18 protein-coding genes and 1 tRNA gene are annotated in these 16,695 nt (G+C 38.7%); 13 read left to right on the forward strand and 6 right to left on the reverse strand.

All coding sequences use genetic code 11. The features are described 5' to 3' along the window. Positions 1–27: 27 nt before the first annotated feature. Both H9L23_RS05365 and H9L23_RS05370 read left to right on the forward strand, forming a co-directional pair. Complete coding sequence (locus tag H9L23_RS05365; RefSeq protein WP_025142918.1) at positions 28–243, forward strand: hypothetical protein; 216 nt, start codon at positions 28–30, stop codon at positions 241–243. Positions 244–381: 138 nt separating this feature from the next. Continuing rightward, complete coding sequence (locus H9L23_RS05370) at positions 382–600, forward strand: PspC domain-containing protein (RefSeq protein ID WP_047799560.1); 219 nt, start codon at positions 382–384, stop codon at positions 598–600. Between the two features lie 87 nt (positions 601–687). Here the strand turns inward: H9L23_RS05370 and H9L23_RS05375 are convergent, their stop codons facing one another. Further along, complete coding sequence (locus tag H9L23_RS05375) at positions 688–1,344, reverse strand: ankyrin repeat domain-containing protein (protein ID WP_187594005.1); 657 nt, start codon at positions 1,342–1,344, stop codon at positions 688–690. 661 nt (positions 1,345–2,005) lie between these two features. Here H9L23_RS05375 and H9L23_RS05380 point away from each other — a divergent pair. The 5 genes from H9L23_RS05380 to H9L23_RS05400 all read left to right on the forward strand — a co-directional run bounded on the left by H9L23_RS05380 (position 2,006) and on the right by H9L23_RS05400 (position 6,889). Further along, entirely contained in the window at positions 2,006–4,600 is a 2,595-nt protein-coding gene (locus H9L23_RS05380) for an FtsK/SpoIIIE family DNA translocase (protein ID WP_187594006.1), read from the forward strand. 60 nt (positions 4,601–4,660) lie between these two features. Next, complete coding sequence (locus H9L23_RS05385) at positions 4,661–5,311, forward strand: LolA family protein (RefSeq protein WP_025142915.1); 651 nt, start codon at positions 4,661–4,663, stop codon at positions 5,309–5,311. A 296-nt stretch (positions 5,312–5,607) separates the two neighbouring features. Next, the gene (locus tag H9L23_RS05390) at positions 5,608–5,880 is read left to right on the forward strand and encodes a hypothetical protein (protein ID WP_187594007.1); all 273 of its coding nucleotides are present in this window, start codon (positions 5,608–5,610) and stop codon (positions 5,878–5,880) included. 49 nt (positions 5,881–5,929) lie between these two features. Beyond that, on the forward strand, positions 5,930–6,694 hold the full coding sequence (locus H9L23_RS05395) for an MBL fold metallo-hydrolase (protein WP_187594008.1): 765 nt from the start codon (positions 5,930–5,932) through the stop codon (positions 6,692–6,694). Positions 6,695–6,805: 111 nt separating this feature from the next. Then, positions 6,806–6,889 (forward strand) — tRNA-Leu (locus H9L23_RS05400). A gap of 484 nt (positions 6,890–7,373) precedes the next feature. On the opposite strand, the gene H9L23_RS05405 is transcribed toward H9L23_RS05400, so the two are convergent. Continuing rightward, positions 7,374–8,216 carry a helix-turn-helix domain-containing protein gene (locus tag H9L23_RS05405; protein ID WP_246474852.1) on the reverse strand — a complete coding sequence of 281 codons (843 nt, stop codon included), beginning with the start codon at positions 8,214–8,216 and terminating at the stop codon, positions 7,374–7,376. Positions 8,217–8,456: 240 nt separating this feature from the next. On the opposite strand from H9L23_RS05405, the gene H9L23_RS05410 reads away from it, so the two are divergent. Both H9L23_RS05410 and H9L23_RS05415 read left to right on the forward strand, forming a co-directional pair. Continuing rightward, positions 8,457–8,969 (forward strand): cupin domain-containing protein, encoded by a 513-nt coding sequence (locus H9L23_RS05410; protein WP_187594009.1) that lies wholly within the window; start codon positions 8,457–8,459, stop codon positions 8,967–8,969. 62 nt (positions 8,970–9,031) lie between these two features. Next, positions 9,032–10,021, forward strand: coding sequence for a carboxymuconolactone decarboxylase family protein (locus tag H9L23_RS05415; RefSeq protein ID WP_223191039.1), 990 nt, complete (start codon positions 9,032–9,034; stop codon positions 10,019–10,021). 286 nt (positions 10,022–10,307) lie between these two features. Here H9L23_RS05415 and H9L23_RS05420 read toward each other — a convergent pair whose 3' ends face one another. Further along, positions 10,308–11,126, reverse strand: coding sequence for a helix-turn-helix domain-containing protein (locus H9L23_RS05420; protein ID WP_246474853.1), 819 nt, complete (start codon positions 11,124–11,126; stop codon positions 10,308–10,310). Positions 11,127–11,243: 117 nt separating this feature from the next. Here H9L23_RS05420 and H9L23_RS05425 point away from each other — a divergent pair, with 117 nt between their 5' ends. Genes H9L23_RS05425 through H9L23_RS05440 form a run of 4 tightly spaced genes read left to right on the forward strand, consistent with a single transcriptional unit; the run spans position 11,244 to position 13,887 of the window. Continuing rightward, positions 11,244–11,804: a sugar O-acetyltransferase gene (locus H9L23_RS05425; RefSeq protein ID WP_246474854.1), complete on the forward strand. Its 561-nt coding sequence runs from the start codon at positions 11,244–11,246 to the stop codon at positions 11,802–11,804. Positions 11,805–11,806: 2 nt separating this feature from the next. Beyond that, positions 11,807–12,877, forward strand: coding sequence for an alpha/beta hydrolase (locus H9L23_RS05430; protein WP_187594013.1), 1,071 nt, complete (start codon positions 11,807–11,809; stop codon positions 12,875–12,877). 18 nt (positions 12,878–12,895) lie between these two features. Further along, positions 12,896–13,384 carry a cupin domain-containing protein gene (locus H9L23_RS05435; protein ID WP_246474855.1) on the forward strand — a complete coding sequence of 163 codons (489 nt, stop codon included), beginning with the start codon at positions 12,896–12,898 and terminating at the stop codon, positions 13,382–13,384. Between the two features lie 17 nt (positions 13,385–13,401). Continuing rightward, positions 13,402–13,887, forward strand: coding sequence for a cyclophilin-like fold protein (locus H9L23_RS05440; RefSeq protein ID WP_246474856.1), 486 nt, complete (start codon positions 13,402–13,404; stop codon positions 13,885–13,887). 67 nt (positions 13,888–13,954) lie between these two features. Here H9L23_RS05440 and H9L23_RS05445 read toward each other — a convergent pair whose 3' ends face one another. From H9L23_RS05445 to H9L23_RS05455, 3 genes are read right to left on the reverse strand one after another with little or no spacing between them, the layout of a single operon-like run. Then, a complete protein-coding gene (locus H9L23_RS05445) occupies positions 13,955–15,142 on the reverse strand; it encodes a winged helix-turn-helix domain-containing protein (RefSeq protein ID WP_187594014.1) in 1,188 nt (395 codons plus the stop codon). Positions 15,143–15,185: 43 nt separating this feature from the next. Further along, positions 15,186–16,088 (reverse strand): DMT family transporter, encoded by a 903-nt coding sequence (locus tag H9L23_RS05450; protein WP_187594015.1) that lies wholly within the window; start codon positions 16,086–16,088, stop codon positions 15,186–15,188. Beyond that, the gene (locus H9L23_RS05455) at positions 16,088–16,633 is read right to left on the reverse strand and encodes a GNAT family N-acetyltransferase (RefSeq protein ID WP_187594016.1); all 546 of its coding nucleotides are present in this window, start codon (positions 16,631–16,633) and stop codon (positions 16,088–16,090) included. Before H9L23_RS05455 ends, H9L23_RS05450 begins: the two co-directional genes overlap by 1 nt. Positions 16,634–16,695 lie beyond the last annotated feature (62 nt).

The following is a 16,695-nucleotide window of genomic DNA, read 5'->3' on the forward strand; positions in this document are numbered from 1 at the left end:
TCTAACCTATAATCCGTTTTAACAACTATGGAATTCCCGCACGAGCTAAAAGAACTTTATCCTGATCAGATTATCGAAGTTAGGGGTAATGCAGACGCATTAACCGTTATATTGAAGAAAGAGGCTGATATTCATCAATTTAAAACAGAATTAATTAATAAGTTTTCCGGTTTGGAAGAACAACAGATTCTTTTTATTAAACACGAGGATAAACAGGATTTTGAAAAACTCGTTCTCGAATAAACTATATTTTCAAAAAAAATAGTATTGCAGGTTTAACCGATTATTTTGCTAAATTAGGGTTTGAAAACAAAATCATAATCCCGTTTGCAATAATTAATGTTGATTTACCGTTATTAGGATTTTTAAAATAAGCTTAAAATGTTCCAGAGAATTATAACTTATTTTGAGCAGCAGAGTTTTGGTGTCTCTACTTATTTAGCCAACAAGTTAAATATGAGTACTGCAAAAGTCAGGTTGTTTTTTATTTATTCCTCGTTTTTAGCAGTGGGTTTCCCTATTTTATTCTACTTTTTGGCTGCAGTGGTGCTGGATATCAGGACTTATATGAAAAGAATGCGGTCGAGGATATGGGAGTAGGCAGGAAAGATGGAAAATGGTTGATGGAAAATGGGTTAACAGTCTGCATTTTCGACTAAAGACTCACGACTCTAGACTCACGACTAATTAATCATCGTCTCTTAAAATTTCTGCAATTTCATTAAATCCCTTTTCTGCTGCTAAATCTGCCGGTAGTTTTCCGCCTTCCATGCGTAAAGATACCTCTGCTCCATGTTCTAAAAGCAAAATAATCATTTCGATATTTCCCAGTTGCGCTGCGGTATGTAAGGGCGCTAATCCAGCTTTTTGACAAACATTGGGGTATGCACCGGCGTCTAGCAACATTTTGGTGATGTTAAAATTATTGGCCGCAACAGCCGAGTGGATCGGGAAAACATTAAATCCATTTTTAGAGGCCTGGTTAACATCTGCACCTTTTAATACCAGAAAGCGGGATAATTCTTCATGTCCGAAATAGCAGGCTAAACCTAAAGGTGTAAAACCATCTTCAGAAAATTCGTTAATGTTATTGGGATTTTGAAAAATTAATAAAGTAGCGGCATCAAATTTACCAACGGCACAGGCTTCGAATAAGGTTAAGTCATCAACAAATTCGGCGATTAAATCGGCAATTTCCTGTTTTTTATAATAGCAGGCCAATAATAATGGCGAAATGTGATGTGAAGTATCAACATTGGCCAATTTTGGGTTTTCTACCAAAATTTCTTTTACCGCTTTTAAATTTCCGGCCTCAATTTGTTCTTCGAGCTGCGCTATACCCATAATATTATTTAAAAATCGACTTAAATTACCAAAAATTAAGGAATTGTAAACTTTATTGCCTAAATATATATAGTGTGCAGCAAATTAGCAAAGGTTAGACCTCGCAGGTTTTAAAAAAGACCATTTGCCAAAAAATCGATAACTAATTAATGTGGGCGTTAAGCTTCTACAGACCTCGCAGGTTTTTAAAACCTGCGAGGTCTTGATCGAAAGCCCTAAGAACGAAAGACCCCTGTTAAATAAACCTGATAAAACGAAAAGCCCGGAATGAGGTACGAGTGAGGACTTGTAGTGATAGCAGGACTTTCGTAACCGAAGAACATCGAACCTTGCTTTTCAAATACCATTGACCATCTAAGCCAACTGAGTGCATTAAGTTTCTTAAACCCGCTAATAAAAAATCCCGTTTAACCTCTCCAGGCAAAACGGGATAAAACCTAAAACAAAATCCGTTTCATTTGACAAAACGTAACAACTTGTGCGTTGTTAAAATAATAGACTATAATTTCTGTTTAAGGTTTAATGCCCGATGGATATTTTTATTTAATTTAAGGCAGATTATATAAAATTATATAGAGGCGCGATTTGTGATTATTTTTTTTTATTAATGCTGCGCAGTTTTATCTAAGTTTGTTCAATATTAAATTATTTAGGAAAGAAAATGTCGGTACGGGGTAACCAGTTTAAAACCAATACATTCAGAGATAAAGGTGCTGAAAGCGCACCGGGCAGACTATCATCAGGTCGACAGCCAAAAGAGAAAAGAGAATTTTTACCAAGGTTCGATCTGGCAGACGGACGTGCAATTAAAATTGTAGGTCTGTTTTTTGTGATCTTATCGTTATATTTTTTAATTGCTTTTACTTCATACCTGTTTACCTGGCAGGATGACCAGAGTTATGTAATCGACGCAAATGGTGGCTGGGGCAATCTGTTTAAAACAGCCGAAGAATTAAAAACTGCTGGTATTACCACTCCGGTTGTTCAGAACTGGCTGGGTAAGTTTGGCGCATTATTGTCACATCAGTTCATTTACGAATGGTTCGGTATTGCCTCTTTTTTATTCGTTTTAGCCTTTTTTATTATCGGTTACCGTTTATTGTTTAAAGTTAAAATTCTTTCCATTTCTAAAACGCTGGGTTATAGTTTTTTCTTTTTACTCTTTATTTCATTAACCTTAGGTTTTGCACATAGTTTCTGGTCAGAATCGCCACATTACCTGGAAGGAGAGTTTGGTTACTGGAGCAATAAATTATTAGGTGCCCAGATTGGAGCAGCCGGTGTTGCCGGATTAATTGCTTTTGCGGGATTAACCATTTTGATTATTGCTTATAACATCGATTTTAAATTTCCTGAGCGTAAAACAAAGGAGGTTTACCTGGATAATGAAACACCGGATTATGTAAACGACATCAGGGAGCAGACCACAAAAAATAAGATAGTAGAAGAGACTTCTGAACCGATTGAATTTCCGGTACGTGATAAACCGCCTGTAAGCAACGAGCGCAAACAACAAAATGTGGTATTGCAACCCAGCCGTTATGAAGAAAAGGAAGAGGAAGAAGTTGCGCCACCAGTTGTGTTATCACCGTTGGCTACCAATTTACCTATTGCTTCTGCGGCAGCGGCAGCTATGCCTTTAGTGGTAGAACCACCAATTGAAGCAGAAAAAGAACCTGCATTTACCATCGAAAAAACCGAAGAGGAGAAAAAATCAGAAGATTTGGTTGAGCAGTTTGGCAATTATGATGAAAAACTGGATTTGGCTGGTTATAAATACCCAACCATTGATTTATTAGAAAATTACGGCACCAATAAAATTTCGGTTAATGCAGAAGAACTGGAGGCCAACAAAAATAAAATCGTCGAAACACTTAATCACTATAATATCGAAATCGATAAGATTAAGGCAACAATCGGTCCTACAGTTACTCTTTATGAGATTATTCCAGCTCCGGGGGTCAGGATTTCGAAAATTAAAAATTTAGAGGATGATATCGCACTTTCATTAGCTGCGCTAGGGATTCGTATTATTGCGCCAATGCCGGGTAAAGGTACAATTGGTATTGAGGTGCCAAACCAACACCCTGAGATGGTACCCATGCGCAGCATATTAAATACCGAAAAATGGAGCCAAACTACAATGGATTTGCCTATTGCTTTAGGTAAAACCATTAGTAATGAGGTTTTTATTGCCGATTTGGCAAAAATGCCCCACTTATTGGTAGCTGGTGCTACTGGTCAGGGTAAATCGGTGGGTATCAATGCCATTTTGGTTTCGTTGTTGTTTAAAAAACACCCTGCACAGCTGAAATTTGTATTAGTCGATCCGAAAAAAGTGGAATTGACCTTATTTAATAGGATTGAAAGGCATTTTTTGGCCAAATTACCAGGCGAGGCAGATGCCATTATCACCGATACCAAAAAAGTAGTAAATACCTTAAACTCGCTTTGTATCGAAATGGATCAACGTTACGATCTGTTGAAAGATGCGCAGGTAAGAAACCTGAAAGAATACAACGATAAATTTATCAAGCGCAAACTTAACCCAAACAATGGTCACCGGTTTTTACCTTTTATTGTTTTGGTGGTGGATGAGTTTGCCGATTTAATGATGACGGCGGGTAAAGAGGTGGAGGCACCAATTGCACGTTTGGCGCAGCTGGCAAGGGCTATCGGGATCCACCTGGTACTGGCCACACAGCGCCCTTCGGTAAATATTATTACCGGTACCATTAAAGCCAACTTCCCGGCAAGGTTAGCCTTCAGGGTTTTATCGAAAATCGATTCGAGGACCATTTTGGATAGTGGTGGTGCTGATCAGTTAATTGGTCGTGGTGATATGCTCTTATCTACAGGAAGCGACTTAATCAGGCTACAGTGTGCTTTTGTTGATACACCAGAGGTAGACCGGATTTCTGAATATATCGGTAACCAGCGCGGTTATGCAGATGCGTACCAGCTGCCCGAATATGTAGATGAAGCAGGGGAGGGAAGTAAGGCTGATTTTGATCCTAACGAGCGGGATAAGTTCTTTGAAGATGCGGCAAGGCTGATTGTGATGCATCAGCAGGGGTCGACCTCATTAATACAGCGTAAACTTAAACTGGGTTATAACCGGGCAGGGCGGATTATCGATCAATTGGAGGCTGCAGGTATTGTTGGCCCGTTTGAAGGAAGTAAAGCAAGAGAAGTTTTATACCCTGATGAGTATTCTTTGGAACAATTCTTGAATGGTATGGATAGCAAAGATTAGATTAAACCATTTAACAATAATCTACTCTAACGTTTCAAAGAAAAACTTAAAAAAGAAAAGATGAAGAAATTAATTTCAGCATTAATGGTTGTAGTTGCTTTTACAACTTCAACTTATGCTCAAACTGATGCGAAAGCTAAAGCCATTTTAGCTGATGTGAGTAAAAAATACAAATCGTATAATATTGTAAAAACAGATTTTACCTTTACTTTGGATAATCCAAAAGCTAAAGTAAAAGAAACCCAGCAAGGTACTTTATACGTTAAAGCCAATTCTAATAAATATAAAGTGGCCATGACTAATCAGGAATTGTTTAGCGATGGTAAAAGCCAATGGACATACCTGAAAAAAGATAAAGAGGTGCAGGTAAGCAATGTAGATAATAGTGGTGACGCGATTAATCCTGCTAAAATTTTTACTGTTTACGAAAAAGGATTTAAATACGTTTATACTGGCGATGAAAAAGTAGGTGGTAAAACTTATGAAATGATCGACCTAACACCTGTTGATGCTAAAAAATCGATCTTTAAAGTACGTTTAAGCATTGATAAAGCCGCTAAACAGATTGCAAACGTGGTATTGTTTGATAAAAACGGAAACAAATACACTTACAATGTGAAAACTTTTTCGCCTAACGTAAATGTACCAGAAACTACTTTTGCTTTTGATGCCAAAAAATATCCTGGTGTTGAAGTGGTAGATTTAAGATAATAATGATTTCCGCCAAGGCGGGATGAAACCTGAGAGGTTCAGTTGGAAACAGCTGAACCTTTTTTTTGTCATTTAGTTTAATGTCATTAAAACATTTAAACCTTGTATGTGCTTAAGTGACTTAGGTGGTGGAAAAACATAAGATATAAAAAGGCTATTCATTTTAACCACCTAATTCACCTGAGTTAGGTGCTAAACTTATATCTCAGGGAGTTTAGGTATTGAAAATATAAAATGTCATTTTTTTTTACAAACGTATTTATGAATGCTCCGCAGATTTATCTAAGTTTGTTCCAATGTCTTTGCCACTAACAAACCATACTTTAGAGAAATTAGAGGCCTTGCTTTTTGCGATGGGCTATAAGGTACGCTACGAAAAAGGGAACTTTAAAACAGGCTCTTGCTTGTTGGAACACAATAAGGTAATCGTGGTGAATAAATTTTCAAATCTGGAAGGAAAAATAGCTGCCTTGGTTACTTTAGTGAAACAAACCAACACTGATGAAAACCTGCTGGAAGAAAAACAACGACAATTTTATCAATCCTTACAACAAACCGAATTATTTTAATGGAGTTACACAGCAGGAATTATGCGTTTAGGAAGGGGGATTTAAGCCGATGAAAATCACTTTTTTAGGTACCGGTACGTCGCAGGGTGTTCCTGTAATTGCTTGTGGTTGCGAAGTTTGTTTATCAACAGATAAAAAAGACAAACGTTTAAGAACTTCCATTTTAATAGAAACCGCTGATAAAACCATTGTAGTAGATAGTGGTCCGGATTTTCGTTATCAATTGCTGCGCGAAAATGTAAAAGATTTGGATGCGGTTTTGTTTACGCATGAACATAAAGACCATATTGCGGGTTTGGACGACATCAGGCCATTTAATTACCTTTTGCATAAGGTAATTGATGTGTATGCCACCGAAAGAGTTCAAACGGCGCTTAAAAGAGAGTTTTATTACATTTTTGCAGAAACCAAATACCATGGTTTACCGCAAATTAACCTGCATACGGTAACCAATGGCGAAGATTTTAAAATTGGCGAAAGTACCATCATTCCATTTGAGATAATGCACCATTTGCTGCCGATAACAGGCTACAGGATTGGTGACTTTACTTATATTACCGATGCCAAAACCATTTCGGAAGAAAGTTTTGAGAAAATAAAAGGCTCAAAAGTATTGGTGATTAATGCTTTACAAAAGGAGCCACATATTTCGCACTTCACATTGAACGAGGCGATTGCTTTTGCAGATAAGGTTGGTGCAGAAACTACCTATCTTACGCACATCAGCCATAATTTGGGCAAACACGCTGACGTAGAAAAAGATTTGCCAAACCATATCCGGCTGGCTTATGATGGTTTACAAATAGAATTGTAAATCATAGTTCCGAAAATCCAAAATTAAATTATATTTGCAGCACAAAACCAGGTGGGGATCCCGATAGCTATCGGGATGGTAGACGCCTTCGGGAATGATTAAATAGTAAATACCCAGGTGGCGAAATTGGTAGACGCACCAGCTTGAGGGGCTGGCGCCTGTATGGGTGTGGGAGTTCGAATCTCCTCTTGGGTACTCTAAAAGCTTCGGTCTCTACCGAAGTTTTTTTGTTTATGGCATCAGTTTATATCCTTTTTTCTAAAAAATTAAATCGCTTTTACACCGGAAGTTGTCTGGATTTGCTAGAGCAATTACAATCTCATAAGGATAAAAATTTCATGGATAGCTATAAATGACCTTGATTACAAATAGTCTCGATTGATCGAATTACATATTAAAAAAATGAAATTGTAATTTATATTAAAAACTTAAAGCAATATCCTGAGCTGTTAGCTAAACTTATTGAGCGATATCGTTAAAGGCGAACCCGATAGCTATCGGATCTCCTTTTGGATACAGCCGGATTTTGAACTCTTCGAAGTCCGGTTTTTTTTATGCAAAAATCTTTATTTTTTGCTATTTCAGCCTTGTTTAACTTTATAAAGAATTACAACGTTCCCTTTCCTTGAATTTTAATGTAAATAGAACGGAGCTGTAAAAGTCGTGGTGCCTCACGTATTTAATTCAAGTTCCTATACTCAAGGGGTGTCATTCCTGTCCTTTGTTTGAAAAGGCGGGTAAAGTGTTGTTGGTATTTGAAGCCGAGATCGGAGGAGATAGTATTTATAGATTTTCTAGGATCAAATATCTTGTTTTTTGCTTCTTCGATTATCCTTGATTGGATGTAGTCCAATGCAGTATTCCCAGTTTCCTTCTTGATCAGGTCACCAAAATAATTTGGCGACAAATGCAATTGATTGGCGCACCAGGCAACATTTGGCAAGCCCAAACTGTGAGGTAGGTCAGATTTGAAGTAGCCGTTTAATAAGTTTTCGAACCGCACAAGCACATCGTTATTAACATTGGTGCGAGTGATAAACTGACGGTCGTAGAAACGCATACAATAGTTAAGAAAAAGCTCAATATTTGATACAATTAGTGTCTTGCTGTGTTTGTCGATATTGGAGTCGATTTCAGATGCGATCTTTGTAAAGCAATCATTAATCGTTTCTCTTTCTTTTTTTGAAAGGTGGAGCGCTTCATTAACATCGTAGGAGAAAAATGAATAATCCTTGATGTGGTTGCCAAGATGGGTGCCGACAATGAGATCGGGATGGAATACCAGCGCTTTACCTGATGGCTTGATGATTTCCCCTTTACTATCTATCCCGTACACCTGGCCGGGTGCAATAAATACAAGGGTGCCATCTTCATAATCATACGGTTGACAGCCGTATCGCATATCCCCACATTTGATGTACTTCAGGAATACCGCATAAATGCCCATATATCTTTGAAATTGATGATATGTTGGGATCTCATCAAAATCAACCACGCTTACTAATGGATGCAGCGTATCCACCCCATAGATTCGTTGTATTGCCTTACCGTATCAATCCTTTCTACGTCTTTCATATTACAAACTTAATAAACCTAAACTATTGAGCACTAATGCCAATGCGATATCAGTAAAAGTGGTAAATAATACCGTAGTATGTATAACGCCGAAGCTAAGCATACTGGCGACATTTGTACTATTGACTTTTTGTAGTTATATAAACGTTGAGGAACAGAAGCGTTGGAAACTGTCAATTAAATTAAGATGAAGAAGAACCTTCAAAAAATATTAATCATTGTTTGCTATTTACTGGCAATGCTATCATGTAACAATAAAAAAACAGAAAAAATGAATACAGAAATTCCAAAAATCAGCGATTTCCCTCGTGGGGAAGAAAATGCGGGGTTTGCGCCATATTTTACAGGCAGATCTTATCTGGCAACACTTACAACTAACAAGGATTTGAACGTTCCCCTTGCTAATATAACCTTTGAACCTGGCTGTAGAAATAATTGGCACAAGCACACTGGCGGACAGATTTTAATTGTAGTAGGGGGTGAAGGACTTTACCAGGAGAGAGGGAAACCTTCGCGACACCTGAAACCGGGTGATGTTGTAGAAATTGCAGCTAATGTGGAGCATTGGCATGGAGCAACGGCAAAAAGCTGGTTTTCACATTTAGGCATAACTTGTAATCCGACAATCAATGAGAACGTTTGGCTTGAACCTGTAACAGATGAAATTTTCAATGAAGCTAATGATCAAATTAAAAAATAATGGTAACAAAGAAGTGGAAATGGATAATGACGCTATTTGTCGTTTTTTTAAATACAACAATTATGAATGCACAGAGTAAAGATAGTTTAGATATTCAACAGCAAAGCCTGATAAAGATTTCTGCATTAACGGCTGTAGGAAAACTTGAACCGCTTAAAATCCAATTAAATAAGGGATTGGATAACGGATTAACCATCAATGAAATAAAAGAGGAGTTGGTGCAGCTGTATGCTTATTGCGGTTTTCCAAGAAGTTTAAATGCTATTAATACATTTAAGACTGTTGTTGAGGAAAGAAAAGCTAAAGACATAAAGGATGTTGACGGCAAAAAAATCATCGTCGAAAATACTCCTTCTGATAAATATGAACAAGGGAGAAAAGTGTTGGAAGAGCTGACCCAAACGGCACAATTAAAACCCGCACCGGGCTTTGGAGAGTTTGCGCCCCGGATAGATGCTTTTTTAAAGGAACATTTGTTTGCCGATATCTTTGTGAGTAATGTGCTCAGCCATCAACAAAGGGAACTGGTCACCATTGCTGCTTTGGCCTCGATACCGGGTGTTGATGGTCAATTGCAGTCCCATATCAACATGGGGAAAAATACAGGCATTACAGTGGCCCAACTGGAACAGCTTGCAAATCTGGTTGAAACACAAGTGAGCATTACCCAGGCAAACACGGTTAGACAAATTATTGGAAAACCGTTGGTTCCCCTGGTTAAACCTGAGATGATGGTACGCATTTCTGAGATTGAAATCTTGCCTAAATACCTCGAGGAGTATAATGCTATCCTAAAACTGGAGGCCTCAGCATCGGTAAAACTGGAAGCAGGCGTTATAGCCATTTTCCCAATGTACCAAAAGGAAAGCCCTGCCCAGATCCGCATTATTGAAATGTATGCCGATAAGGCTGCCTATCAGTCGCACCTTAAAACTCCTCATTTCCTGCACTATAAAACGACTACGCTAAAAATGGTCAAATCGTTGAAATTGGTGGATATGGAGAGCTTGGACAGAGATACCATGCTGGAAATATTCAGGAAATTGAATTAGGAATTGGTATAAATCGCCAATTATGGTCAAGGATTTTTTAAGGAATTTATTCTGAAGTATCCATTGAGAACCGATAATAAATTTATTAATATAGGCCAAGTTTTTTGTTCTAAAATAGTCTTCTCAAGGTGTTGGAAATCTTGAGAAGACATAAATTGCTAGAAATTTATATAAATTTTTTCCTGTCCAAATCCTCGATTATTTACTCAACAAGGAACTTAAATGTTCAAAGTATTCCTGCTGAGAGTTTTGTGAATACGGGGGGGCAGATATCTTAGAACAAATTTTATCCAATTCGCTCCCGATATTCCTTCGGAGTAATGCCTAAAAGTTTTTTTACATAGCGGGTAAAGAACGAACGGCTTGAAAAATCCAATTCATCAGCTATTTCGGAAATATTAAGATTCTTATTTTGCAAGAGTATAATGATCCGCTCTCTTGCGTTACGTTGTATCCATTCGGATGCGGTTATTCCGGTATTAACCTTGCAAATGTAATTGAGGTATTTAGCTGTGATATTCAGTTTATCGCTGTAAAACCGTACTTCGCGCTTTGTCATGCAATGCTCCTGTACCAATTGTATAAACCGTTCATATAAGGTTCCGCTTTGTAAACTTCGTTTTTTTCTGTCGAGCTCGTCTTCAAAAATGTGCCACATTTCTAAAAGAAAAAGCTGCATCTGAAGTTTAAGTGCTTCCTCATAAAACCGATGGTTGGTTTCCAGTGACATATCGTAAAGCAACTTAAAATTTTTCAGGATTTTCTCTTTGTCTTTTTTATCCGGATGCAAAATCGGATATTCTTTGGAGTGTATGATGCTGTCTATACTCGCCGTGGCACTCGGCAAACTTGCGGTAAGTAATTCGCGGTCGACAAACAAAATTGTGGCCTTAAAACTTTTTGAAAAAGAAAGGTCTGAAACATTAATGCCCGCCAGCCAAAAGATAAACTCGCCTTTTTTACTTTGATATTGCTGGCCATTAAATACAAAATTTACGCTCCCACTTTGACAATAGATATGTGTATGAAACCGGATATTAAAATCTTCTGGAAATTGATTTGCTGATACCGCTTTGCAGAGCATAACTTTTTGATTTGCTGCCATATTAAATAAAAATAGAATAATTAATTGATAATAGGTGATATTTGACATTAATTGCGAAATAAATGTAACAAAACACCTTTTGAGTGGGTTTATCTTTGTTCCTACAAAAAAATGGATATGAACACTAAAGATATTTTCGAGAGGTTACGCAATGGAGAAATCATTTCACCACACGATCCGAACGCCTATCAACTGATGGAATCTTCTTTTGCAATAAAAAAACTTTTGGTCCAGATGAACAATTCAACAGAACCGGAAGAAATCAGAAACTTTTTAAGCCAAATTATAGGTTCAGAAATCGACAAAACTGTTAACATATTTACCCCTTTGCACATCAATTATGGAAAACATACGAAAATTGGTAAAAATGTATTCATCAATTTCGATTGTGTGTTTTTGGATCTGGGCGGAATCACCATTGAAGACAATGTGTTGATCGCTCCGAAAGTAAGTTTATTATCCGAGGGGCATCCAATCTCAAGCGAAGACCGACATTCGTTAATCCCTAAAGCTATCCACATCAAAAAGAATGCCTGGGTTGGTGCGGGAGCAACCATACTCCCTGGGGTAACCATAGGGGAAAATTCGGTCATTGCAGCTGGAGCAGTGGTCTCAAAAGACGTCGCGCCAAATACAGTTGTAGGTGGGGTTCCGGCAAAATTCATTAAAAACATTTAAGCATGAAAAAATCAATTCTTATTATGCTAACTGCAGTCCTTTATTATGGTACCGCAGGAGCACAATCAACATCCAACTCAATACAGATGAAAGAAATATCAGCAAAAGGCTATACAACCTTTAAGGTAAGCGACAAGGTCACCTTATATGCCGTAAGTTTTAAGAATCAATACAACCTGCAAGTGGCCGGACATCTTTTTGTTCCTAAGATTATAGATAGGAAAGCCAAAAATGCCGCCATAGTTGTCGGTCACCCTATGGGGGCGGTAAAAGAACAGAGTGCCGATGTTTATGCCGCTAATATGGCAGACAGGGGCTTTATTACCTTAGCTATTGATCTTTCATTTTGGGGGGAAAGTGAGGGCTCGCCTCGTAATGTCGTACTTCCTGATATGTATGCAGAAGATTTTAGTGCTGCTGTAGATTTCCTTGGTACACGTGAATTTGTAGACAGGGAACGCATAGGTGTGCTTGGCGTATGTGGAAGCGGAAGTTTTGTGATTAGCGCGGCCAAGATCGACCCAAGGATGAAAGCAATTGCAACGGTAAGCATGTACGACATGGGGTCGGCCAGCCGTAATGCGCTGAATCATTCTCAGACCCTTGAGCAGAGGAAAAAAAATCAGGCAGAAGCCGCTGAACAGCGGTATGCTGAATTTTTGGGCGGTGAAACCAAATATACTGGCGGAACTACCCACCAGCTGGATGAGAACACCCATCCAATACAGCGCGAATTTTATGAATTCTATCGCACGCCCAGAGGAGAATATACGCCAAAGGGAGGCTCGCCGAAAACCACAACACATCCGACATTAAGCAGTAATACCAAATTCAATAATTTTTATCCGTTCAACGATATAGAAACCATTTCTCCCCGTCCAATGCTGTTCATAACGGGTGATAAGGCACACTCGAAGGAGTTTAGCGAGGATGCCTATAAACGTGCAAGCGAGCCAAAAGAATTGGTCATCGTGCCAAATGCCGGCCATGTTGATCTATATGACAAAACGGACCTTATCCCGTTTGATAAGCTGGAGGCTTTTTTTACCAATCATCTTAAAGGAAACAAATAGTAAAACACACAAAAACCGGTGAAAACATTATCCATAACCGCAGTTGCTGCCCTGTTGTTGCTTATGATCAACTGTAGCGCCCAGAATCCCCTCAAAGCAGATCAGAACAAACTAAACTTTATTTTTCCGAAAGGTAAGCTCGGCCCCGTCGAAAATTTCACCGGCAAGGCCTGGAGTATCGGCCTTGTAGAAAATGATTCTATCTACAACACCGTGATCGGCAATGTCTTTTTTGAGCCCGGAGCAAGAAGCAACTGGCACAGGCATCCTTCGGGCCAGATCCTGATTATCACTGATGGTAAAGGCTACCACCAAATCAAAGGGCAACCCAGACAGATACTTAAAAAGGGAGATGTCGTAAAATGTCCGCCTAATGTAGAACACTGGCACGGCGCAAGTCCCGATACCGGTATGTTACAGCAATACATTTTACCTAAGACAGAAAAGGGCATCGTGACCTGGCTGAACAAGGTAACGGACGAGGAATATATTGGTAGTAAAAAATAACTTCGAAGATTAATAGCATGAAGTTTCTACTAACAACCTATATCATGATTTTTTCCTTGTCTTTAAGTGCGTTAAGCTGTGGCAAAAATAATGAGCTTGGAACAACACCAAAGATTGCCAATAATACGAACGGGAACACGACTAATCCAGCGGTAAGTAAAATGAAGATTACAATAGGTACTGCTGTGTTTACGGCTACACTAAGTAACAATGCAACAGGAAACGCTTTTAAAGCGAGATTACCACTTACTCTAAATATGACCGAGCTGAACAGTAATGAAAAGTATTTCGATTTTCAAACCGCATTGCCGTCTAATGCAGCCAACCCAGATACAATCCAAACGGGAGACATCTTGCTGTACGGTTCCAATACGTTGGTGCTTTTCTATAAAACATTTTTAACGTCATATCGTTACACGAGTATCGCACGGATCGATAATCCTTCCGGTCTTGCTATTGCGCTTGGCTCTCGAAATGTAATGGTGAAGTTTGAACTTGTATAGGGATGGCCTATACATTAGAGAACATTAACCCTTATATTGCTCTTAAATGGCGCAATCCTTTTTTATCCTAAAATTCTTTACTAATCAATGCCAGCAAATCACCATTGTTAGATTTTTTAAAGACCACATCCCTACATTTATTAAACAGAATAAACTCCTTCAGGTTAAATACAAACTTATCAATGGTTTTTTCATCAATTTCAACAGGTTCGAAGTGAAGGTTGTGAATGATAAGGGTTTTTTGTTTACGGTCTGCTTTGGCATCCATTCTGGCAATAAATTTTTCTCCTGCCAGGATTGGGAGTGAGAAATAGCCGAATTTTCGCTTTGGAGCCGGAACGAAACACTCTATCTGGTAATCAAAGTCGAAAAAATCCTTTAAACGGGCACGGAATACATTCAGCGTATCGAAAGGAGAGAGAATGAAAAGCTCCTCTTCAATGCCAATATTAATATCGGTGCTGGAAAGTATGTATAGTGGACCTTTCACGCCATCCACGATTACAGGGATAACTTCGCCGGCCTGAACCATTTTATCCAGTTCTTTTTTAACCAGATTTCCTTGTACGCGGCGCGAACGCCATGCCATTTCCTTTACCGAAGATATACCCAGTGCACCAAGTGTACGGTTGATGATATAACGTGCATATTCTACATCTGTAGGCATTGTCTGATCAGTATCCTGAGGCACGAGATCTAAAGGCAGATGATAAACTTTCTGAAAGGCACTATTGCGGCTGATCATCAATTTTCCCTCCAGGTAAAGTCTTTCCAGTGCAACCTTTGCTGGTCGCCAGTCCCACCAACCCGAACTGGCCTCTACACGGTCGTTCTCAAAATCGCCAACCATTACCGATCCATCGCGTTCCACGTCATCTAAAATCTGATTCATTAAATCCGATTCCCTTTTTGTGAGGGAAGTGCCCTTTATTTCAAATGCCTTTTTAACCGGTAGCGAAAAGCGAAAATCGTGCATGGGCAGAAATCCGGCGTCAGAGGTGAAATATTCGAAAATATCACCCTGTTCGCCAAGTGCTGCAAGCCATTCTGTTTGATAATCAGGCACACGGGCAAACATGGCATGATGATGGGCACGTTCTACCACATAATTGGTATCTAACTGTACATATCCCAGATGGTCAATCACCTTGTAAACTGCGTCAATTCCTGTTCCGAACGGCGCTTTTTTTGAGAGTCCCGCTGCGTGTATAATGATTTTTCTTGCCTGCGATCTGTTCAGTACAATAGCTTCCATAATACTAATATATCGATCATTTATGTTGCAGCAAAAATTAGCTTTAATCCTTTTTCCACTTTGAAAGGCTTGATATGGCCATTTGATTTGGCCATCTCCATTTAAGTTCCGATATCAGGGTGGCCAAAAATATCAGGCCTCCACCCATCAACAACCTGGATGTAATTTCCTCTCCCAAAATAAAATGTGCTGCAAAGGCTCCAAAAACCGGTTCGAACAGGTAGATAATGGATACCCTTTCTGCACTGATGTACTTTTGAGCGATATTGGATATAGTGTACATGTACGCTGTTGAAAATAACGCACAGAAAATGATACCTATCCAAAAGGTATGCCCTTGTGGAATCCAGGTAGTGTTGTTTTGAAAAAGGGCTAATAACAAAGTTAATATGGCACAGGTGGCAAACATGGGCACAATGGTGGGTACAATATCGCCTGCTTTAGATTCCTTTTCAATCTGGATCAGGTATATGGCAAAACAAAATGCCCCCACAATAGTATAGAGATCGCCTGTGCCGATTTTAAGGTGATCGGTTATAGATATCACAAACAAACCAATTAATGCGGTAAATGCTGCTAACCATATTTTTAAAGGGGCAGATTTTCGGTAAATCAAGAGTTTAATTACAGGAATCATCACCACCGTTATTCCGGCTACAAATGAACATTGCGATGCTGAAGTATGGGTGATGCCCAGTGTTTGCAGATAGATGCCCAATACCAAAGGGATGGCTAAACTGGCACCGGTTTTAATTGTGGCGAAATTCAGCTTTTTTACATATTTCCAGAAAATGATGGATAAAACCATTGTAGCCAGCATAAAACGATAGCATAGAAATAAAACAGGTTGGTTTTGCCCGATAGCAAGTTTGGTAACCGAAAAAGAAATTCCCCAGAAAGCAGTGCCCAGTATCAATAAAATCAGGAAAAGGTTTCTTTTTTCCATTAGGATACTTTTAACTCATTATCGTTTACTAATTGTTTTTTCATCATCAAATCTGTTTGCTTGTCATCACCAAGCCAGAAAGAATGTTTATCGAAGGCTTTAAAACCATTCTTTTCATAGAATTTTAAAGCCCTGTGGTTTTCTTCCCAAACGCCAAGCCATACATAACTGGCCTGTTTTTGATGGGCAACATCGATGGCTTTTTGATAAAGCAGCTGACCAACTTGTTGTCCGTAAAATGCTTTTAGGAGGTAAATGCGTTCAATTTCGAGTGCATTAAGATCTAATTTTTCTGTTTGTGCCGCCCCAAGATTAATTTTCAGGTAACCGATCACTTTATTATCGAATACAGCAAAATAAATCTGAGAATTATTATCGCTCAGCTCCGCTTTCAGTTTCGCTTCCGAAAAACTGTTTTCGAGGTATTCGTTCATGTTTTCCTCTGTATTTACCTCAGCAAAAGCTTCAAAAAATGTGGTTTTTCCAATTTCCTGTAATTTTTTGACATCTGTAATTATTGCCTTCTCAATTTTAATCTGGTTCATGGCACGAATGTAAGCACTCTTTAAATGTTATAAAATGCTATTATTTCATTTATTAATGAGTA

This window comes from Pedobacter roseus (assembly GCF_014395225.1).
Taxonomy (GTDB): Bacteria; Bacteroidota; Bacteroidia; order Sphingobacteriales; family Sphingobacteriaceae; genus Pedobacter; species Pedobacter roseus.